This is a genomic window from Paenibacillus sp. FSL R5-0519 (assembly GCF_037974275.1).
In the GTDB taxonomy this organism is placed as follows: domain Bacteria; phylum Bacillota; class Bacilli; order Paenibacillales; family Paenibacillaceae; genus Paenibacillus.
Genome location: NZ_CP150234.1, coordinates 1,700,264 through 1,720,258 on the forward strand (window position 1 = coordinate 1,700,264; position 19,995 = coordinate 1,720,258).

The 19,995-nt window shown below is 46.5% G+C and carries 19 protein-coding genes and 1 other annotated feature; of the genes, 17 read left to right on the forward strand and 2 right to left on the reverse strand.

The genetic code is table 11. From position 1 onward, the window contains the following. Positions 1–82 precede the first annotated feature (82 nt). The 11 genes from MKY73_RS07615 (at position 83) to leuS (ending at position 10,704) form a co-directional block, all read left to right on the forward strand. Positions 83–610: a YqeG family HAD IIIA-type phosphatase gene (locus tag MKY73_RS07615; RefSeq protein ID WP_036615148.1), complete on the forward strand. Its 528-nt coding sequence runs from the start codon at positions 83–85 to the stop codon at positions 608–610. Beyond that, complete coding sequence (gene yqeH / locus MKY73_RS07620; RefSeq protein WP_249912122.1) at positions 607–1,734, forward strand: ribosome biogenesis GTPase YqeH; 1,128 nt, start codon at positions 607–609, stop codon at positions 1,732–1,734. The genes MKY73_RS07615 and yqeH overlap by 4 nt, the downstream gene beginning before the upstream one ends. Before the next feature lie 44 nt (positions 1,735–1,778). After that, positions 1,779–2,648 (forward strand): shikimate dehydrogenase, encoded by an 870-nt coding sequence (gene aroE / locus MKY73_RS07625; RefSeq protein ID WP_339306655.1) that lies wholly within the window; start codon positions 1,779–1,781, stop codon positions 2,646–2,648. 308 nt (positions 2,649–2,956) lie between these two features. Then, complete coding sequence (gene yhbY / locus MKY73_RS07630; RefSeq protein ID WP_063567269.1) at positions 2,957–3,250, forward strand: ribosome assembly RNA-binding protein YhbY; 294 nt, start codon at positions 2,957–2,959, stop codon at positions 3,248–3,250. Between the two features lie 15 nt (positions 3,251–3,265). After that, the gene (locus tag MKY73_RS07635; protein ID WP_074095918.1) at positions 3,266–3,856 is read left to right on the forward strand and encodes a nicotinate-nucleotide adenylyltransferase; all 591 of its coding nucleotides are present in this window, start codon (positions 3,266–3,268) and stop codon (positions 3,854–3,856) included. Further along, the gene (gene yqeK, locus MKY73_RS07640; protein WP_339306656.1) at positions 3,840–4,406 is read left to right on the forward strand and encodes a bis(5'-nucleosyl)-tetraphosphatase (symmetrical) YqeK; all 567 of its coding nucleotides are present in this window, start codon (positions 3,840–3,842) and stop codon (positions 4,404–4,406) included. The genes MKY73_RS07635 and yqeK overlap by 17 nt, the downstream gene beginning before the upstream one ends. A 73-nt stretch (positions 4,407–4,479) precedes the next feature. Beyond that, entirely contained in the window at positions 4,480–4,827 is a 348-nt protein-coding gene (rsfS, locus tag MKY73_RS07645; RefSeq protein ID WP_253439462.1) for a ribosome silencing factor, read from the forward strand. Further along, the gene (locus MKY73_RS07650; RefSeq protein ID WP_339306657.1) at positions 4,824–5,729 is read left to right on the forward strand and encodes a S1-like domain-containing RNA-binding protein; all 906 of its coding nucleotides are present in this window, start codon (positions 4,824–4,826) and stop codon (positions 5,727–5,729) included. Before rsfS ends, MKY73_RS07650 begins: the two co-directional genes overlap by 4 nt. 131 nt (positions 5,730–5,860) lie before the next feature. After that, entirely contained in the window at positions 5,861–6,631 is a 771-nt protein-coding gene (locus MKY73_RS07655; protein ID WP_339306659.1) for a class I SAM-dependent methyltransferase, read from the forward strand. A gap of 213 nt (positions 6,632–6,844) precedes the next feature. Next, complete coding sequence (locus MKY73_RS07660; protein WP_339306661.1) at positions 6,845–7,801, forward strand: aminoglycoside phosphotransferase family protein; 957 nt, start codon at positions 6,845–6,847, stop codon at positions 7,799–7,801. 111 nt (positions 7,802–7,912) lie between these two features. Next, positions 7,913–8,182: a binding site (T-box leader), on the forward strand. 77 nt (positions 8,183–8,259) lie between these two features. Then, positions 8,260–10,704: a leucine--tRNA ligase gene (gene leuS / locus MKY73_RS07665; RefSeq protein ID WP_339236105.1), complete on the forward strand. Its 2,445-nt coding sequence runs from the start codon at positions 8,260–8,262 to the stop codon at positions 10,702–10,704. Here the strand turns inward: leuS and comER are convergent. After that, entirely contained in the window at positions 10,685–11,530 is an 846-nt protein-coding gene (gene comER / locus MKY73_RS07670) for a late competence protein ComER (protein ID WP_339306663.1), read from the reverse strand. The two genes, leuS and comER, sit on opposite strands and share 20 nt — an antisense overlap. Before the next feature lie 185 nt (positions 11,531–11,715). Between comER and MKY73_RS07675 the strand changes: the two genes are divergently transcribed. The 4 genes from MKY73_RS07675 to MKY73_RS07690 all read left to right on the forward strand — a co-directional run bounded on the left by MKY73_RS07675 (position 11,716) and on the right by MKY73_RS07690 (position 16,498). Then, a complete protein-coding gene (locus tag MKY73_RS07675) occupies positions 11,716–12,351 on the forward strand; it encodes a helix-hairpin-helix domain-containing protein (protein WP_339306665.1) in 636 nt (211 codons plus the stop codon). Positions 12,352–12,390: 39 nt separating this feature from the next. After that, the gene (locus MKY73_RS07680) at positions 12,391–12,912 is read left to right on the forward strand and encodes a dCMP deaminase family protein (protein ID WP_339306667.1); all 522 of its coding nucleotides are present in this window, start codon (positions 12,391–12,393) and stop codon (positions 12,910–12,912) included. A gap of 100 nt (positions 12,913–13,012) precedes the next feature. Next, the gene (locus tag MKY73_RS07685; protein WP_339306669.1) at positions 13,013–15,820 is read left to right on the forward strand and encodes a ComEC/Rec2 family competence protein; all 2,808 of its coding nucleotides are present in this window, start codon (positions 13,013–13,015) and stop codon (positions 15,818–15,820) included. A 132-nt stretch (positions 15,821–15,952) separates the two neighbouring features. Continuing rightward, entirely contained in the window at positions 15,953–16,498 is a 546-nt protein-coding gene (locus MKY73_RS07690; protein WP_339306671.1) for a nucleoside deaminase, read from the forward strand. 873 nt (positions 16,499–17,371) lie between these two features. On the opposite strand, the gene MKY73_RS07695 is transcribed toward MKY73_RS07690, so the two are convergent. Further along, complete coding sequence (locus MKY73_RS07695) at positions 17,372–17,674, reverse strand: hypothetical protein (RefSeq protein ID WP_017687204.1); 303 nt, start codon at positions 17,672–17,674, stop codon at positions 17,372–17,374. Positions 17,675–18,024: 350 nt separating this feature from the next. Here MKY73_RS07695 and MKY73_RS07700 point away from each other — a divergent pair, with 350 nt between their 5' ends. Then, positions 18,025–18,573 (forward strand): sigma-70 family RNA polymerase sigma factor, encoded by a 549-nt coding sequence (locus tag MKY73_RS07700; RefSeq protein WP_017687205.1) that lies wholly within the window; start codon positions 18,025–18,027, stop codon positions 18,571–18,573. Next, positions 18,570–19,850, forward strand: a complete 1,281-nt coding sequence (locus tag MKY73_RS07705; RefSeq protein WP_339306673.1) for a zf-HC2 domain-containing protein — start codon at positions 18,570–18,572, stop codon at positions 19,848–19,850. Before MKY73_RS07700 ends, MKY73_RS07705 begins: the two co-directional genes overlap by 4 nt. Positions 19,851–19,995: the final 145 nt, after the last annotated feature.

The following is a 19,995-nucleotide window of genomic DNA, read 5'->3' on the forward strand; positions in this document are numbered from 1 at the left end:
CCTATGCCATCAGGCGCTGTATGCATTTTCAGGAAAGACGGATTTGTGATATAGTGTGTCGTATGAAACTGAGGTGACTTCTTTGTTTAAAATGTTAATGCCCAAGCTGCGTGTAGACACGGTTTTTGACATTAATCTGGAAGAGCTGTACGCTCAAGGCTACCGTGGAATTATAACTGATCTGGATAACACACTCGTTGGAGCTAAAGCCCCTGACGCTACGCCTGAACTGATTGAATGGTTTGCGCGTGTGAAAGAGGCCGGTTTCAAACTGATGATTGTATCCAATAACAATTTGAATCGTGTATCCCTGTTTGCGACCCCGCTGGATATCCAGTTTGTGCATAGTGCACGCAAACCATCGAATGTACCGTTTCGTAGAGCAATGAAAATGATGGAGTTATCTCCTGAAAACACGATTGTAGTAGGCGATCAGATGCTTACGGACGTCTATGGAGGGAACCGGATGGGGTTATACACCGTTCTGGTACTGCCAATCTCCATTGGTGACGAAGGATTTATGACCCGCTTCAATCGGCGCGTGGAACGGATTGCTCTAACGAGTTTACGCAGGAAAGGCTTATGGCTTGAGGAGGAAAAGAAGAAATGACAGAACCGCATAACGGCAATCTTGCCGTAAGGTGCAGCGGATGCGGCGTGCATCTGCAAACAGAAAATTCGGAATTACCGGGGTTCATCCCCGAGAAGGCACTGGATCGTGAACCGGTTATATGCCAGCGCTGTTTCCGCATCAAAAACTACAATGAGTCATCATCCGTTACGGTGGATCAGGACGAATTCCTGGCGCTGCTTAGCAAAATCGGGGATAAGGATGCACTTGTCATCCATATCGTTGATTTGTTTGACTTTGATGGCAGTATTATCTCCGGTCTGCAACGTTTTGTAGGCAACAATCCGGTGTTGCTTGCTGTGAACAAAACGGACTTGCTTCCAAAAGTAACCAACTGGAACAAGGTTCGCAACTGGGTGCAGAAGCAAGCCAAAGAACAAGGTCTACGTACCGTGGATGTCGTCTTGTGCAGTGCAAAGCAAAATCAGGGCTTCGACCGACTGCTTGAGCTTGTGGGAACGTATCGCGAAGATCGTGACGTGTACGTGGTTGGCGGTACCAATGTGGGTAAATCCACATTGATTAACCGTCTGATCCGTGATTACAGCGATCTGGAGCAGGAACTGACCACATCCCGTTATCCGGGAACAACGCTGGATATGGTGAACATTCCGCTTGATGATGGGAAATATATTATAGATACGCCCGGAATCGTATATCCATGGCGTTTCAGCGAGATTGTTTCACGTAAAGATCTCGCTGCCATCATGCCGGAAAAACCGCTTAAACCGGCTGTCTATCAGTTGAATTCCGGTCAGACGCTGTTCTTCGGCGGCATGGCTCGATTTGACTTTGTGGAAGGTGATCGCCAGTCGTTCACGTGTTTTATCAGCACTGCGCTTGATATTCACCGGACGAAGCTGGAGCGTGCAGACGACCTGTACCGCGATCACCTGGGTGAATTGTTATCTCCGCCAACCCGTGAGAATGCAGCTGAGATGGCTGAATGGACCCGACATGAATTCCGCATCAAACGCGGCAGTCAATCGGATGTATTCATCTCTGGTCTGGGGTGGATTAAGGTCAATGGTGATATTGGAGCGCTGGTTGCTGTTCATGCTCCAAAAGGCATTCGTGTACAGATCCGTCCATCATTGATCTAACAAATTCTCAGAAGCTGTACATCAGATGGATCGGAGGCTTACCTATGTCTGAGCAGAAAAAGTTCAACACTTCACTTCCCGTGTTGCTTGGTGTCATGGGTGATCCTATTGCTCACTCCAAGTCTCCGGCAATGCACAATGCAGCTCTACTGGCTGCAGGAGTGAATGGAATGTATATGCCACTGCATGTTCATCCGGATCAACTGGAAGCCGCAGTTCGGGGTATTGTGGCACTGGGCTATCGTGGTGTCAATGTCACGATCCCGCACAAAGAGCAGGTCATGCAGTATCTGGATGTGATCGATGAAAGTGCTCGACTCATTGGTGCGGTGAATACCATCGTCAATGAAGGTGGAACACTGACAGGGTATAATACGGATGGTATTGGCTATGTCCGATCCCTGAAGGAAGAGGCTGTACCTGAGCTTGCGGGCAAACGTATTGCGGTACTGGGAGCAGGTGGAGCAGCGCGGGGCGTCATATACGCCCTTGCACTGGAAAAGCCTGAGCATATCCACATTCTGAACCGTACAACGGACAGGGCTATTGCACTTGCTTCGGATTTACGGGGCCATGGTCTGGGAGAAATCTCGGGCAGTGGCATGGAAGAAGTTGCGAATGTACTGGCTACGGCTGATATCGTGATTAACACAACGTCTGCCGGAATGCATCCGCATGTTGATGACGTACCGGTTGACCCTTCATTGATTCGTGAAGGAGCAGCGGTAAGTGATCTGATCTACAATCCGCTGGAGACCCGTCTCCTTCGGGAGTCACGGATGCGTGGATGTACGGTGCACGGTGGTCTGGGGATGTTTGTATACCAGGGCGCAGTAGCCTTTGAACATTGGCTCGGTATTCCGGCTCCAGTGGAGACGATGAGACGAGCGGTACTGAACAGTTTTGAAGTGTGAAAATGATATTAAGAGTACAGGCAGACGACGAGTGCAGAACCAATCTGAAGAAACGGAGTGGTCGCTTAAAAGCTTTCTGCAAGAAAGCTGCTTCGGAAGCATAAGCTGTAACCGGATTTTCCCTTTGTGAAAAGGGATCAGAAAAATCTGGGGATAACAGCGATCGGAAGATGGTACTGCAATGGGAGTCACCTTGTGTACTCAGTGATCATTTTCACCATTGAAAAATAATAATTGAATGGTCAGGTCCAGACAGTCTTTAACACTGTCGATCAGGGCCTGCTCAACATAAGGAGTATGGAGTATTCATGTTAAACGGTAAACAAAAGCGCTTTTTGCGGTCACAGGCACATCACCTGACCCCTGTATTTCAGATTGGTAAAGGTGGAACGAATGAACACCTGTTCCGTCACATCGAAGATGCGATTGAGAAGCGCGAATTGATGAAAGTGCAAGTGCTCAACAACAATGATGAGGACAGAAAAGAGATGGCTGAAGAAGTTGCCCGTGAAACGGGTAGTGAGCTTGTTCAAGTCATCGGCAACACAATCATCCTGTACAAAGAATCGCGCGATAACAAACAAATCGAACTACCTAGATAAGGGAGTGTGACGCGGGTGAAGATCGGTATCATGGGTGGTACGTTTGATCCGATCCACATGGGACACCTCCTGGCAGCTGAAGCGGCAAGGGATTCGCATGCACTGGATGAGATCTGGTTCATGCCTTCCCATGTTCCACCTCACAAACGTGGCGCCGGAGCTTCGGGACAGCAACGTCTCGATATGACGGAAGCCGCTGTGAAGGGTGTGCAGCAATATGAGGTGCTGGGTATCGAGATGGAACTTGGCGGAGTATCTTATACCATTGATACGATGAAGGAATTGTGGCGTCGCCATCCTGAACATGAATTCTATTTCATTATCGGGGCGGATATGGTGAACTATCTTCCCAAATGGGAGCAGATTGAAGAACTTGCAGAACGCCTAACCTTTATCGGGGTTGGTCGGCCAGGCTTCCAGTTACATCTGGATGATTTACCAGACGAGTTGCAGGATCGGGTTCTGTTGGCCGAGATGCCCTTGGTGGATATTTCATCGACAGCCGTACGCAGACGCCTTGCCAAAGGTCATTCGGTACGCTTCATGATTCCTGATGAAGTGCACCAATACATTGTAAGGAGCGGTTTATATGGGACTAAGCCGTGAGAAACTAATTCAAGCCGTATCCGGACAAATGCCGGAGAAACGCTGGAAACATACACTTGGCGTGATGGAGTCGGCTGTGATGCTGGCTGAAAAATACGGTGCTGATCCTGTAAAAGCGGATCTGGCAGCGATATTGCATGATGTGGCGAAGTATTGGCCCGTAGCGGAGATGGAAGCGGTCATCCGCGATAACGGATTAAACCAGGAACTTCTGCAGCATGACAAGCAGCTCTGGCATTCCGAAGTCGGTGCTTTTGTAGCCGAGCGTGATTATGGTGTAGAGGATTCCGAAGTGATTAATGCCATCCGGTGGCATACCTCGGGTCGGGTAGGCATGAGCCTGCTGGACAAAGTGGTATGTCTTGCCGATTATATTGAACCGGGACGAGATTTCCCGGGAGTGGATCACATTCGCGAACAGGCTGAACATAGTCTGGAGGAAGGATTAATTGCCGGATTCGATTCGACGATCAGCTTGCTGATTTCGCAGCGCCGTGTTATTTATCCTTTAACCGTGTTGTCACGCAATGACTTGATTACTCAATTATAGTTGTTCAAAAAGTCCACTTTTGATTACGAAGGATCTTTTTGAACACACAAATATAGATTATGGAGGTTGGTTCATGACAGTATCATCGAAAGAACTTATGAATATGGCGGTTGCAGCCGCTGACGACAAAAAGGCATCCAATATTGTAGCGTTGGATCTGATTAATGTTTCCCTGGTGGCCGATTATTTTGTTATTTGTCACGGGAATTCCGATACACAGGTACAGGCCATTGCCACTGAGATTCGCAAACAGGCTCATGCAGCCGGAGCGACGATCAAAGGTATCGAAGGTATGGATTCCGCACGTTGGGTACTGATGGACATGGGCGATGTAGTTGTTCATATCTTCCACCGCGACGAGCGTGAATACTACAACATTGAACGTTTATGGTCTGATGCCAAAGTGGTGGAAATGGTATGAGTTTGATTGCTGGAACAGTCGTCTCTTTGCCGGTTTCACGTGAAGTGTCTCCGTTTGGTTTCTTTTTGACGACAGGATCGGAAGATGTACTGCTTCACTACACCGAGCTAACACGGGATATTAAGATTGGTGAGACACTTGAGGTCTTTGTATTCTTTGATACGGAAGATCGTCTGGCTGTAACGATGAAGAAGCCTTATCTCATGCTTGGCGAAATGGCACGACTGGTTGTGGCTGATGTTCACCCAAGACTGGGTTGTTTCCTGGAAATGGGACTTGGACGGCAATTGCTGCTTCCTATTCGTGAACTGCCTGAACTGGAAGAACTGCGTCCTCAAGTGGGGGATGAAGTCTTTGTAATCATGGAACATGACAAGCAGGGACGTCTGCGTGCCAAATTGGCCGGGGAACGTGAGCTTTCACCATTGGCTTTCCATGCGCCAACTTCATGGTTAAACGAGTGGGTTGAAGCGACGGTATACAAGCCACTGCAGATGGGTACTTTTGTACTTGTAGAGGGCGGTGTACTTGGCTTTGGCGCAATTGGTATGATTCATTCATCTGAACGCAGTCATATGCTGCGTCTTGGTGAGAAAGTGAAATGTCGGGTGACATTGGTACGTGAAGACGGACGTGTGAATCTGGCCATGACTCAACTCAAACAAGTTGGACGTAACGAAGATGCAGACAAGCTGCTCGCCTTTATGAAAGAGCGTCCTATGGGTGGCATGCCTTATTCGGATGCAACTCCGCCGGATATCATCAAGCAGCGCTTTGGCATCAGTAAGTCTGCGTTCAAGCGTGCATTAGGCAAATTGATGAAGGACGGACTGGTGGTCCAAAAGGAAAGCTGGACGTATCTGTCCGAATCTGCTCCTAAGGAACAGAATGAAAACAATTAATTTTTTTGATTGAATATTTCGTAATATGAAACTCGGAGAAGGCAGGGATAGGCTGGGTAAACACCGGATACCCCTGCTTTTTCTTTTGTTAGCCACGTTTGAAAAATGAAATTGAAAGTGCGGTGCCTGACATGTCTTACCGGAAATTTGCCTATGTCTACGATGAATTAATGGAAGATATGCCTTATCCCGACTGGATAAGGTTTGCAAGAACAGCATGGGAACAGCATGGAATGCCCAAAAGTGTCGCTGAACTTGGCTGTGGAACGGGCTCTATTACAATCCCGCTCGTGAACTCCGGTTTCGAAGTTACAGGCATTGACCTGTCAGCAGATATGCTGTCGGTTGCGCGCAGCAAGATGGAGGCTACGCCTCAGGGTCATCGCTTGTATCGGGAAGGCAGCGTACGTTGGGTGCAGCAGGATATGCGAGACTGGCGAGTTCCGGAACCTGTGGATTCGGTGATATCCTTCTGTGATTGTGTCAATTATCTGCTTGAACAAGAAGATGTGGTTCGTACATTCCAGCGGACATATGAGATGCTGAAGCCTGATGGAACGTTTTTGTTTGATGTGCATCATCCCAATACGCTTATTCGTTATGATGAGCAGCAGCCTTTTGTCCTGGATGAGCGCTCTGTGTCGTATATCTGGACTTGTGATCTGGACCAGGATCGCTGTGAGATCGAACATCATCTCAGTATTTTTTCACGTGTGGATGACGGCAGCAAGGATATGTATCAGCGGTTTGAAGAAGTTCATGTCCAACGTGCATATAACCCGGACTGGATGAAGCTGGAGTTATCCAAGGCAGGTTTTAGAGACGTGAAGGTATATGCAGATTTTGAATGGAAAGAGGCAGGAGACAGCGCACAGCGCTTGTTCTACGTTGCTGTGAAGTAAGTATAAAAGATAAAAACTGTTCCTTATGTTGTATGGGGCAGTTTTTTTATTTCCCGTAAAGATGGATTGACATTTTTCTGTGATCGTGCGAAGAAATGCTTGGAAAGACCCAAGAGCGTGACAAAAAGTATTGCCAGCTAAAGTAAAGGAGGCGATAATAGTCGGATAGAAAGCGTTTTCTATGGAAACCAATAGTCGAGGTGAGGTGTGGAAGTGGAAAGTACATATAAAACAAGACTCTCGTCAGAACAAATAAATGCCATAATCGAGCAGCATCTATCTGCAAGTATACAGGACTACAAGGAAATGGTGGATGGCTGGGCCAATCATGCATATCTCATTACATTGAGTGACCAACAGCAAGTGGTACTCAAAATTGCCCCTTCGGCTTCCACCAATCTGATGCGCTGTGAGCAGGATCTGATGATTGCTGAGGTCGAGGCGCTGAGTCTCATCGGCGAGTTGAAGGATGTTCCCGTACCCAAAGTTCTGGTTTATGATGATTCGTTAACCTTGGCTTCAGCGCGGTATTTTATCATGGAGTACATGTCTGGAACACCCTATAATCAGGTCAAGGATCAGTATTCTGAGGAAGAGCAGGAAGCCGTTGAACAACAACTGGGGCGTTACAATCGTCGAATAAATGAAATCAAGGGCGAGAAGTTCGGATATTTCTCGGAGCAAAAACAGCGTTATTGTACTTGGAGAGAAGCCTTTATGAACCTGATGGAAGACGTTCTTGCCGATGGGGAAGAAGCCGGGATTACATTCTCGATGGATTACTCTGAATTGAGACGTTTGATTGAAGAGAAATCGGATGTGTTGGACGATGTAAAAGAACCTGTTCTTGTCAGCTGGGATCTATGGGACGGCAATGTTCTAGTAGACAAAGGCCGCATCACAGCAATTATTGATTTTGAACGTTCACTGTGGGCAGATCCTCTGATGGAGCATTATTTCAGTCATTTTAACTATACACCCGGTTTTGTGAAAGGTTATGGGCGTGCGATTACGACTGAAAGTGAGCTAAAAAGAAGAAGTCTGTATGACTTGTACTTTGATCTGGTGCTGCGCATTGAGTGCGCTTATCGGCAATATGACAATCAGGAACATGTGAATTGGACTATTCATAACCTGGAGGAAGGAATTGAGCGATTTCGGTTGTCCTGAACAGCAACCCGCGTAATGAAGGGTACGAACCATGAGCTTCAAGATGGCGATTATAATGTGTAATATTGACTTTAGGCTTGCTTTTTTATATAATGGTCGCTATATTGTATACATATTTCGATGATAAGGATTAGTAGTGATTTCTGTACATCACAGAGAGCCGGCGGTTGGTGCAAGCCGGTTGACAGTAAATTGCGAACTCGCCTTGGAGAAATGCGGTGATTACACCATCCTGTCTAACCTGCTAAGTATAAGCTGGAATTCAGGAATGGAAATCCGCATCGGTTAACCGCCGTTACAGGTCCAAAGGGAGTGGATGACGAAGCACGTTCGTCCGCTAACTAGGGTGGTACCACGGGAATTCAACCTCTCGTCCCTAGCGCTGCAAACGCTACGGGATGCTGAGGTTTTTTTGTTGCAATTAAAGCTAAGCGAGTAACCTGAAGGAGGAACAATAGATGAGTGAGAATAACCAGCCGAAGCACGGCTATCAGCCACAAGTTATGGAAAAAAGTTGGCAGCAATACTGGGATGCCAATAAAACGTTTAAAACAGGTGAGGACCCTGCTAAACCGAAATTTTATGCACTGGATATGTTCCCTTATCCATCCGGTTCGGGTCTGCACGTAGGTCACCCGGAAGGATATACGGCAACGGATATCGTTTCCCGTTACAAACGTATGCGTGGTTACAATGTATTACATCCGATGGGTTGGGATGCTTTCGGTCTGCCTGCTGAGCAGCATGCATTGGATACAGGTGAACATCCACGGCATATTACATTCCGCAATATTGACAACTTCCGTCGCCAGATCAAATCACTCGGTTTCTCTTATGACTGGGATCGTGAGATCAGCACAACGGACCCTGAGTATTATAAATGGACACAATGGATATTTATCCAGTTGTACAATAAGGGCCTCGCTTATGTGGACGAAGTCGCAGTAAACTGGTGCGAAGCACTTGGAACGGTACTTGCTAATGAAGAGGTTATTGATGGCAAGAGTGAACGCGGTGGACATCCGGTTGTACGTAAACCGATGCGTCAATGGGTACTGAAAATTACCGAGTATGCAGAGCGTCTGTTGGAAGACCTGGAAGAGCTGGATTGGTCTGAAAGCATCAAGGATATGCAGCGTAACTGGATCGGTAAATCGACAGGTGCAGAAGTTGTTTTTGCCATTGAAGGTCGCGAGGAAGTTATTAAGGTATTCACTACTCGTGCGGACACATTGTTCGGTGCGAGCTTTGCAGTACTTGCTCCGGAACATGAATTGGTAGAAGCGATTACAACGGATGACCAACGTGAAGCGATTCAGGCTTATCAGGAGCAGGCTTCTCGTAAGAGTGATCTGGAACGTACGGATTTGGCCAAGGACAAAACAGGTGTATTCACTGGTGCTTATGCAATCAATCCCGTTAATGGTGCAAAATTGCCGATCTGGATTGCTGATTACGTTCTTGCAGGTTATGGTACAGGTGCGGTTATGGCTGTTCCAGGCCATGATGCGCGTGACTGGGAATTTGCGAAGCAGTTCGGTCTGGATATCATTGAGGTTATTCAAGGTGGAGACGTTACACAAGAGGCATATTCCGGTGATGGCGCACATGTGAATTCCGATTTCCTGAACGGACTGAACAATGAAGAAGCAGTTGCCAAGATGATTGCATGGTTGGAAGAGAACGGTAAAGGACAAGGAAAAGTAACCTATCGTCTACGTGATTGGCTGTTCAGCCGTCAGCGCTACTGGGGTGAGCCAATTCCGATTCTGCATCTGGAAGACGGAACGATGAAGACCGTACCGGAGGATCAACTTCCACTGCTGCTGCCTGATATCGATCAGATCAAACCTTCGGGTACTGGAGAATCACCACTGGCGAATGTTACGGAGTGGGTGAATACGGTAGATCCGGAAACGGGAATGAAGGCGCGTCGTGAGACCAACACCATGCCACAATGGGCGGGTAGCTGCTGGTATTACCTGCGCTTTATCGATCCGCACAATGACAAGGAACTGATCTCCAAGGAGAAACAGCAGCAGTGGCTGCCTGTTGATCTGTACATTGGCGGAGCGGAGCACGCGGTGCTTCACTTGCTGTATGCTCGTTTCTGGCATAAAGTGCTGTATGATCTGGGTGTTGTGGATACCAAAGAGCCGTTCCACAAACTGGTGAACCAAGGTATGATCCTAGGCACGAACAATGAGAAAATGAGTAAATCTCGCGGTAATGTCATTAACCCGGATGAAATTGTAAATGAATTCGGTGCGGATACATTGCGTCTGTACGAAATGTTCATGGGACCATTGGAAGCGACAAAACCGTGGAATGCAAACGGGGTTGAAGGCATGCACCGCTTCCTGTCACGTGTATGGCGTCTCTTCATTAACGAAGATACAGGAGCCATCAATGACAAGATTACGGTGGACGGTGGAACGGATGAGTTCAAGCGGACTGCTCACAAAACGATCAAAAAAGTGACGGAAGATCTGGAACATCTGCGCTTCAACACATCTATCAGCCAGCTGATGATCTTCATCAACGATGCATACAAAGCCGATACACTGCCTCGTGAAGCGATGGAGAACTTTGTGCAACTGCTGTCACCACTGGCACCACATATGGCAGAGGAACTGTGGAGTCGTTTGGGTCATGAAGGTGGAATCTCTTACGTGGCTTGGCCAGAATATGACGAGTCCATGACAGTGGATGCGGAAGTAGAAATCGTTGTTCAGGTAAACGGTAAAATCGTAACTCGTGCGACGATCGCGAAGGATCTGGATGCCCAGGGGATGCAGGACTTCACGATGGAGCTGGCACCTGTTAAGCAGGCGCTGGAAGGCAAGACCATTCGCAAGGTCATTGCCGTTCCAGGCAAACTCGTTAATATTGTTGCCGGTTAATCTCACCGGCTCGGAATAGTTCATCCAGCTTTAACAAATCTTCATCATATTTGTCATGTGTCGTGCGGATCAGGCTGTCGAAAACACCGTCGAGACTAACCTTCAGCAGTGCAAGTGCCTGAGCGGTAATACCGCCAGGTACAGCGACACGAGCTTGAAGCTCTTGCGGCGTGTATCCTCCTTCGGTGAGCAGCTTGCCTGTTCCCAGAAGCATTTCGCCAGCCAGAGCGCAGGCATCTGCTCTTTTGATGCCTGTCAGCTTCACGGCACTTTCGATCCACTGTTCCAAAAAGAACGATATGAATGCAGGTCCGCAACTGGAGAAGTCGGATGTGATTCGGGTACAGGCTTCGTCCACTTGGTACGGCCTTCCTATATGACTAAGCAGACTTTCCAACACAGCGCGGTCTTCATTAGTCATTCGTTCGCCGTGTATACACAGGGACGCGCCGCTGCCAACCTGGTGTGTGACGCTGGGAATAACCTTGGAGACTTTGCAAGGAAGTGAAGATTCCAGATGGCGCAGCTGCACGGGACTGGTGATCGAGACAATGATATGATTGGGATTCACGACAGGCAGGATGTCGTCAATGACATGTTTGAATTCAAGCGGCTTCACGCACAGGAAGATGATATTACTTCGGATCACCGTTTCCCGATTGCTCTGGGATTCATGCAGACCGGGGTAACGGAGGGTTAACTGTCGTACTTTGGACGGGGTTCGATTGCTGGCCGCAATCTGCCGGGGCTCAAGTGCACCGGATTGAATTAGGGCATAGATCAGCAGGCTGCCCATGCTGCCGGTTCCGATAAATCCAACCTTCATTGTTCAGGCCTCCTTTCATGCTTTACGGTACTGGCGCAGTTCATTCCCTCTATTCTATGCGTGAGGACCTGTTTCACATGACATGAAAAATGCATCACTTGTTTCATCAGGGATGTTCAACGGTTCGGAAGCACCGCCCGTGTTCGAAATGAATGATTTTGAATTCAGGGAGAGGTGTGGAAGAAATGAGATGGAACAAAGGAATGACCATTGCTGCTGCGGTGGTTGGAAGTATGCTTATATTATGGTCGGGCAAAAGTGAACAACCACCCAGTGGTTGGGAACCCTTGCAGCTCGGCACCGAAAAGCCGACGATAGAGCAGGAACTCCCTGCTGTACAGTCGGCTACTTCGGTTCAGGGCAATACAGGAACATCTTCGGGAATGGATGCAACTGGGATGCTGACTGGGATTGATGCAAAGGCAGATAAGTCTAGAGAGCTTGTGAGCGTTGGGGTTGAAGGTGATTCGGGAGTTCAAACTCCAAATCAGACAAACGATAATCCATCGGATATTGCACCTTCGACTGAACCGGTTGTGCAGGGTGCGAATTCGAATCCTTCGGTTAGCTCGGAGACAGGTTCAAGCAGTAATTCATCTGTAGTTCGTGAAGAACCTGCCGACAATGGCAAGATTGATGTCAATACTGCACCTGTCTCCAAGCTTACGGAGCTTCCCGGAATCGGAGAAAAGAAAGCTCAGGCCATTGTGGACTATCGAAATGCACATGGTCCTTTTGCCAAAGTTAGTGATCTGACAAAGGTCAAAGGAATCGGCATGAAGATGCTGGAGAAGATGGCGCCCTATGTGCAAATCCGGTAATATGAGAATAAAAAATGTGTTGAGCGGGAGGAAAGCAGCATGAGTACAGTAGAGGTACGCAAGGATTGGGATACGTATTTTATGGACATCGCGTATATGGTTTCCACCCGTTCCCGCTGTTCGCGTCGTCACGTAGGTGCCGTTCTTGTTCAAGGAAAAAAACTGCTGGGAACAGCCTATAATGGTGCACCCACCGGTGTTCCGGATTGTTCGGAAGCAGGGTGCATGATATCGGAAGAGTATGAGTTGGTCGTGACCGATGGGCAAGAAGACATGGTGAAGAAGCAACGCTGCATTCGCACAATCCATGCGGAGCAAAATTTGCTTTTATTCACAGATCGAATCGACCGCGAAGGCTCGTCCGTGTATGTGACTGACGAACCTTGCTGGACATGTGCCAATATGCTGGCGAATAGCGGGATTACAGAAATCGTCTTTCATCGTTCTTATCCTAAAGATACCGGCAAGGTTACGAATATGATGGAACAGAAGGGCATAACATTCCGCAAGCTGGAGAACTACCAGCCGCCGCGGGAAACGATGATGACTGTGAGCAATTAAGGTGAATATGGTTGAATATGCGAGGGAGAACCTCCGGCAAGCCTGAATTGGCTTTCCGGAGGTTTTTCTGCGTTCAAGGGTGACAGGAAGGAGGGAGCAAATGAAAGGCAGACCGTTGTTAAGTTTTACAATTTGCTGGTTATGCGGTAGCGGGATGGCATGCGCGTTAACAGGCTGGACGTTAATCTGGGGGATGATTGGAGCGCTGGCATGTATGCCACTTCTACTTCGTTTCATAGATGTGCGTGGATGGTCCATTTTATTTTTGCTCACGGCCTTTATTGGAGGTGCTGCACATTGGGAATGGAATGACGTACGCAATCATAGCAGCCTGCCCGAGACCATCCATATTGCCGTTGATGAGATGGACGGTATGGCTGCCGAAATTCAGGGTGAGCTTGTATCAGATGTACGTATTGATGGAGATCGGGCTGACTTTAAGATACAGATGTCTTCCATATTGCCCACATTGGCAACGTCAGCAGATAGAGATCAGGCAGCATCATCTGCATTCCAAATAGATGAACAATTGATGGTACAAGTCAGACTGCTGGAGGAAGAAGAACAACAGGTAGCAGCGGGCTGGAAGAGGGGCGATGTAATCACGCTTCATGGTGCTTTTACCCTTTCTGGTGAAGCGAGGAACTTTGGTGGGTTTGATTATCGCAGTTATTTGCGAACTCTCCATATCCACTGGTTGTTCAAAGTGAAGGGAGCCAGTTCGGTCATAGCTACGCCTCCGGAGGGGCTTGGACAATTCAACGTACTACGGTGGACGGATTGGACGAGGCATAGGTTGGGGGCGGCGGTAGAGCAGTTATTTCCTGAGCCCCACGCAGGCTATATGAAGGGTTTGATCATCGGGATGGCTAATGATATTGATCCGGGTACCTATGGTCAGTTTTCACAATTGGGTCTAACGCATATCCTGGCGATCTCCGGAACTCATGTCGCTGTCTATGTAGCTTCTCTCCTCCTTATTCTATCCTGGTTAAGGCTTACCAGAGAGACGGCACTCACGATTGTTCTGATCCTAGTGCCAGCTTATGTACTGTTATCCGGTGGTTCACCTTCAGTCATTCGGGCAGGGATTATGTCCATGATTGGTTTGTATATGGCACGCCGTGGTCTCGCCAGAGACGGTCTGCAGATGATCAGTGCAGCAGCTTTGCTGATGATGTGGTGGGACCCGTACTTTTTGCTAAGTGTGAGCTTCCAGTTATCCTTTCTCGTGACCGCAGGTTTGATGATCTACATGCCGTTGATTAACCGACTGTTCAGCAGTTGGCCGAAATCTCTTGCTGCAACAGCATCGGTTACGGTGACCGCTCAGCTGATTTCTTTTCCAGTAACCATCTTGTATTTCAACCAATTCTCATTGCTCTCATTTGTGGCCAACTTCCTGCTGGTTTCTCTGATTAGCGCCATTGTATTACCTCTGGGAACGGTCGCCATGTTATTGTCATTCATATGGGTTCCCTTGGCGAAACCTCTCGCATGGATTGCGGTTCAACTGAATCAACTGACTTTTGTAAGCGTGGAGGGGATGAACAGCCTGCCAGGTTTTGTGTTGATCTGGGCAACACCCTCCCTGTTGTGGATAGCCGCATATTATGCCTTGTTATATGCCTTGCTCTATCTGTTGCATCGTGGCAATGGTGAGCAGCGGGAAACGGCGTTTATTGAGGAGGATACAGCTCCTCTTGTGAGGCGACAACCTGGTAAGAACCGTGTAGATGGAAAAGAAACTTCATTAACGACATTAGGAGCCAGTATTGCCTGGCCGGAGTATACAAGTGCATTTACCGCACGAGGTGCAGGTTATTATGCAAATGAACGAATGAGTAAAGCTCAGCAATGGCTGTGCGGCTTGCTCGCGCTCAGCTTTGTTGCTGGCTTGTGGTGGGCATATCAGACTCCCCAGCCTGCTGGAACCGGCATCGTGCAGTTTTTGGATATTGGTCAAGGGGACAGTACGTTGATCACAACGCCAGAAGGCAAACATATTTTGGTGGATGGCGGGGGAACAGTTAACTTTGGGAACACCGAGCAATCGTGGAAAACAAGACGTGATCCGTATGAGGTCGGAGCCAAGGTGGTTGTTCCTTTATTGAAAAAAAGAGGCATCCACCAACTGGACGCTGTCATTGTAACGCATGCCGATCAGGATCATGCCGGAGGGCTACAGGCTGTGCTGGAACAGATTCCGGTTAAACATTTCATGTTTAATGGAACGACCAGCGGTAAGGAGAACTTTGATAAGTTACTGAATACAGCTATGGAACGAAAAATCCCTCTGTACGCCATTCAGCAGGGTATGACTTATAAGGCTGATAAAGAGACAAGTTTACATTTTATAGCTCCAAATCTGGCGCATATGGATGTAAATGCATCAGGCAATTTGCCTGTGTCTGAACATCAGAATCATGATTCGGTTGTATTTTTGCTGGACATGGCGGGAACTTCCATGTTGTTCACCGGGGATATGGATGCAGCCGCCGAGCAGGATCTGCTCTATATGATTCAAGATGGCTCATTGGCTGCCCAGTTTGAACAGAAAGGAGCAGATTTTGGAGTTACAGAGGGAGTTGTGCAACGTGTACTTACACATCCGTTGCAGGATAATTCAAATGATGTTTCAACAACTATCTCCATTGACGTGTTAAAAGTTGCTCATCATGGTAGTAAAACGTCGTCAACTGAAGCCTGGCTCCAATACTGGAACGCCAAAACCGCCGTGATATCTGCCGGTGTTAACAATACATACGGGCATCCCAATCCGGGAGTGATGGAACGTCTGGAGGCTACCGGGTCAGAGATTTATCGGACGGATCAGATGGGTGAAGTGCAGATGAAAGTGAAAGATGGAAAAATTGATATCCGGTACAAGTTGGTTGCAGTTGAGTGACGGATTTTACATGAGCTGTATAACGGGCAGGGTAGCGTAGCCGTGAAAAAAGTAGCTTTATGGGAGAAGGAGTAGCGGTATATTTCTGGAATATATTATTGTTGGGAATGACTGAGATGGGATGTGTATAATTTGGACAAGCATTACGAAAACCTTCTTTTAGCTTTTGAAGAAGCAGAAAAGGCTAGAGATGAGGGTACTTTTCCTATCGGTTCAATTATTATTGATGCAGATGGTTTAGTTGTAAGCCGAGGTAGGAACAGAGTTTTTTCAAGCTGTGATTCTACAGCACACGCCGAAGTGGACGCTATAAGAAAAGCTGGAAATATGATACTTCATCTTGAGAGCAAGGAATTTATTCCTAAAAATGAACTTACCCTATATACTACCTGTGAGCCTTGTCCCATGTGCACAGGTACGATCGTGTTGTCTTTGATTAAAAAAGTGGTTTGGGCTGCAAATGATAAGGATATAGGTGCATTTAAAAAATTCAAGGAATTAAATAGCGAATTACCTATTTATAATGATTTGTTCCACGACATCGAGTTTGTAGCAGCCCCTTACAGAGATTTAGAATTGAGACAAAGAAAAATGTTAGCAGAATGGAACAACAGCCGTGGGTATACTGATAATCATTGGAATGATGAATTAGAAAATGAAAATGTTCTATATAAATGAAACTTTGAGCCTGATATATTAAGCTAACATGAAACGTTAGTGGAAACATCAAGAGCGGTTTGTAGTTTTCTAGACTGTTCTTAATGTTTCGTTGTATTATCCATTTGTTTGTGATGATACTGAAGTGACATCACTATTGGAAGACCTAAGTTTACTAAATGGAAACCTTATGGGTTAAGTCGTACTATCGGTGTGAAGATAAGTGAAAAAAGCTCCGATTTAATACCAACTGTAAGGCGAAAAAAATAAGAGAGCTTACAATAATGTGGATAGTCTGACCAGAAAAAGTAATGAAGTTAAGTGTAAATATCGAATAGATAATTCCACCTATGAAGCCTAATAGACCATATGCCGCAATAGCAACAAGCAATCTCATATACGTATTATCTTTTCTTCTGTATAACAGTAATCCACCCACTAATATGGAAAGTGGCATAATTAAGAAAAGCAAAATAGCGAGGTTAATCAATAATCCAACCGCAAGTTTATACCCGAATGAATAATAGTGGGCATTCTCTATTCTTTCATTCAAGGGAACGTAGTGATATAACCCCATTACAAGTGAAATTACAATTGCAGTTAATATAGCTGCAAGTATTTTTCCGCGCGGCCTATGGATTCTATGAATTTTTGTCATTTCAAATATTGACCTCCATCTTAAAAAAACTATATTCAACAACGAGTAGACTTGAGATTTACTATATTTTAACAAATACAGGCTAAGAAAGAAGACGTCCAGGCGCTATTAATTCATCACTTCATTTGATTGCAAGTCACAGCACACAAAAAAAGCCCGCTTTCCGTTACACTCCACGAGGGAGAATATCGGAAAACGGGCCATTTTTTCAAAATGTAGAAGAAGAAATATAAGAGCTACTCCACGCCATCCTTAAAGTGTTTGCTCCAATGTTTGTCACCCTTGTGCAACAGATCTTCTACCGTTTTTTCAAGAGTCATCAACAGCTGTGCTCTGACATCAAGTACGGTTTCTCTGTACAAGCGTTCTTCCGATCCAACGATTTTATCGCCGTATAATGCCTGTGCAGCTACATACTTACGATGTTCCTCAACCAGAGTATCAATGGACTCCAGTGCATGTTCCACAAAGTGGGAAATACTTTGGTATTCTTTGGGCATTTGTTCTTTTAAAGCTTGAATTTTCGCTAGAGCTGGCATGCTCATCACCTCGTGTTTTATGAATGTAAATTTACAATACACCATTTTCATGAAAATTGCATTAAAATCAGCTTAAATTTGGACAAATTTCGACTTTTTTTATTTTCAGAACCAAAAAGTGCTTCGCTATAATGTATGCCATTGCATTTGAATTGAGTCGTGTAAGTAATGGAATCCCTTTTGGATACGTTTGGTGACTCGTTATGCAATTTCTGTTATTCTAAGAGAAGATTTCAGCGGCCCAAATACATACGCCGTTATTTTGTTATGGCAAATTAAAAAATACTTAACTTTGCAACAATTTTATTGATGATCACGTCTGTAAGGTTGCAGGGAGAGGGGGATCCTTTGTGGTAGAGCCGGAACTCATCAGAGCCGCTCAATCGGGCGATCGCGACGCTCTAATTACCCTATTGCGGGAGATTGAACAACATGTCTATCGGACCGCATATTACATTCTAAATAATGAACAGGACGCTTTGGATGCTGCTCAGGAAGCATTGATCCGAATTTACACCAAAATCAACTCATACGAAGAAAAAGCCCAATTTAAAACCTGGGTACAACGCATCGTCACGAACATCTGTATTGATAAATTCAGAAGAACCAAACCATCCGTCTCCATTGACGAACATGACATGGTTTTTCAGGATAATCAGGATGTGGAGTACGAGGTCATGTCTACATATGTGGCCCAAGACATTCAGGATGCGATCAACAAGCTTCCCGAGCATCATCGGACCGTTATTGTTCTAAGATATTTGCAGGACTTATCCTACAATGAAATTGCGGATTGTCTCGATCTTCCATTGAATACGGTGAAATCTTATTTATTTAGAGCCAGGCAGCAATTACAGAATCTACTACAGGAATATCAGAAAGGTGGTGTGACAGGATGAAATGCGAAGAGGTGGTGGAATGGATGCACCGCTATCTGGATCATGATCTGGGCGAGGCGGAAACCGCGCAGATGCTACAGCATGTGGCGAAGTGTCCGGAGTGTGCCGAGAATTTTAGTTTACTCAGAGCTCTTTCCAGAGAACTGGAAGAATTACCGCAAGTAAGCCCGAGATTCAGTCTGGTTGATGCGATTATGCCACAACTTGATGCCATTGACGAAGCGCGGAAGGAACAAAGCAGCACCATACAGGAAATGAATCCTGTCCCCGCTACATTTGAGAATTTACAACGTTCAAGTGAGCGGAAAACGAAGCAAAAATGGCTCAACTCGATGGCTGGACGTATGTCCATGGGTGCAGCGGCTGCGGCCGTTGTATTGGGATTTGCCATCTGGGGATATCAGCCCGAACAGATTGAGAATGCCGATTCCATGATGCTGAGCTCTGGAGCTTCTCAAGAGAGTGGCAATGTGGATGAGAATCCATTGAGTAAGAATATTGAGAATAATGATCCAGCAGCTTCTTCCACACCAAGCAGCAACGATGTATTTGTGGATCAATCGAATGCTTCACCAACTGAACCGGATAACCAGGGGGGAGAAAAAACAACTCCCGAAGAGAACGGTGGAGAAAAGGTACAGGAGCCTGAGGTTCGGTCAGATCCGACTCCTCAACAACCGGCTACTGAATCAACGCCTTCTTCAAATAAAGGAACACAAGACAATTCGTCCAAAACACCTACGACCGATAATCAAAGGAATCAAGTTCAGAATCAAGATTCCGAGCAGAAAAATCCAGATTCAGGAAGTGCGCCCAGAACACCTGCAGATGGGGAAGAGAATGGAGTAACTGAAACAGACAATGGAGATTCCTTCACTTCTCAGACAATCGTACCGAATGTAAATGAAGATGCTCCGGTAGAAGGTAATTCTGCTCCTGATTCCGCTGCAGGTACAGACGCCTCTGGTGGAAGCCAAGGATTCGCAGCAGGACCGGATCAGGAGATGAGTACAACGGCAGCACCAAAAGAATGGAAATCACCTGACGGCTCTTATGTAGTTATGCTTATTGGTGATCAAATCAGCATATACTCGAAACCTGTGGGCGAACCGGATGTTCTAAATTTGGTTGAACAACGCAGTATAGAGGGCACATTGAAGTCAGCGAGTTGGTCTAAGGATGGTACCCTATTTAATTACGAAACGGACAAGGACGGAACAACGGCGAAGAATTCGTTTAATGTACCTGCCGTTTCGGGTGGAGCTTCTGCGAAATAATTAAGATTGGGAAGTTCACTCCTCAAACGAAAGAACATTTTCAGTATGACAAGCATATAATGGAAGTAACAAAACGTCCTATCTCAGTTCAAACAACTGACGTCGTATGACCGCGCGCTGGCTTTTTCTAGAATGGCTGGTGTCT

What these genes read in the sequence shown, in the direction of transcription:
- rsfS (WP_253439462.1), top strand. Translation starts at nt 4,480, where the DNA reads ATGACAGTATCATCGAAAGAACTTATGAATATGGCGGTTGCAGCCGCT.
- MKY73_RS07705 (WP_339306673.1), top strand. Translation starts at nt 18,570, where the DNA reads ATGAAATGCGAAGAGGTGGTGGAATGGATGCACCGCTATCTGGATCAT.
- leuS (WP_339236105.1), top strand. Translation starts at nt 8,260, where the DNA reads ATGAGTGAGAATAACCAGCCGAAGCACGGCTATCAGCCACAAGTTATG.
- MKY73_RS07655 (WP_339306659.1), top strand. Translation starts at nt 5,861, where the DNA reads ATGTCTTACCGGAAATTTGCCTATGTCTACGATGAATTAATGGAAGAT.
- MKY73_RS07695 (WP_017687204.1), bottom strand. Translation starts at nt 17,674, where the DNA reads ATGCCAGCTCTAGCGAAAATTCAAGCTTTAAAAGAACAAATGCCCAAA.
- aroE (WP_339306655.1), top strand. Translation starts at nt 1,779, where the DNA reads ATGTCTGAGCAGAAAAAGTTCAACACTTCACTTCCCGTGTTGCTTGGT.
- MKY73_RS07675 (WP_339306665.1), top strand. Translation starts at nt 11,716, where the DNA reads ATGAGATGGAACAAAGGAATGACCATTGCTGCTGCGGTGGTTGGAAGT.
- yqeK (WP_339306656.1), top strand. Translation starts at nt 3,840, where the DNA reads ATGGGACTAAGCCGTGAGAAACTAATTCAAGCCGTATCCGGACAAATG.
- yhbY (WP_063567269.1), top strand. Translation starts at nt 2,957, where the DNA reads ATGTTAAACGGTAAACAAAAGCGCTTTTTGCGGTCACAGGCACATCAC.
- comER (WP_339306663.1), bottom strand. Translation starts at nt 11,530, where the DNA reads ATGAAGGTTGGATTTATCGGAACCGGCAGCATGGGCAGCCTGCTGATC.
- yqeH (WP_249912122.1), top strand. Translation starts at nt 607, where the DNA reads ATGACAGAACCGCATAACGGCAATCTTGCCGTAAGGTGCAGCGGATGC.
- MKY73_RS07680 (WP_339306667.1), top strand. Translation starts at nt 12,391, where the DNA reads ATGAGTACAGTAGAGGTACGCAAGGATTGGGATACGTATTTTATGGAC.
- MKY73_RS07650 (WP_339306657.1), top strand. Translation starts at nt 4,824, where the DNA reads ATGAGTTTGATTGCTGGAACAGTCGTCTCTTTGCCGGTTTCACGTGAA.
- MKY73_RS07685 (WP_339306669.1), top strand. Translation starts at nt 13,013, where the DNA reads ATGAAAGGCAGACCGTTGTTAAGTTTTACAATTTGCTGGTTATGCGGT.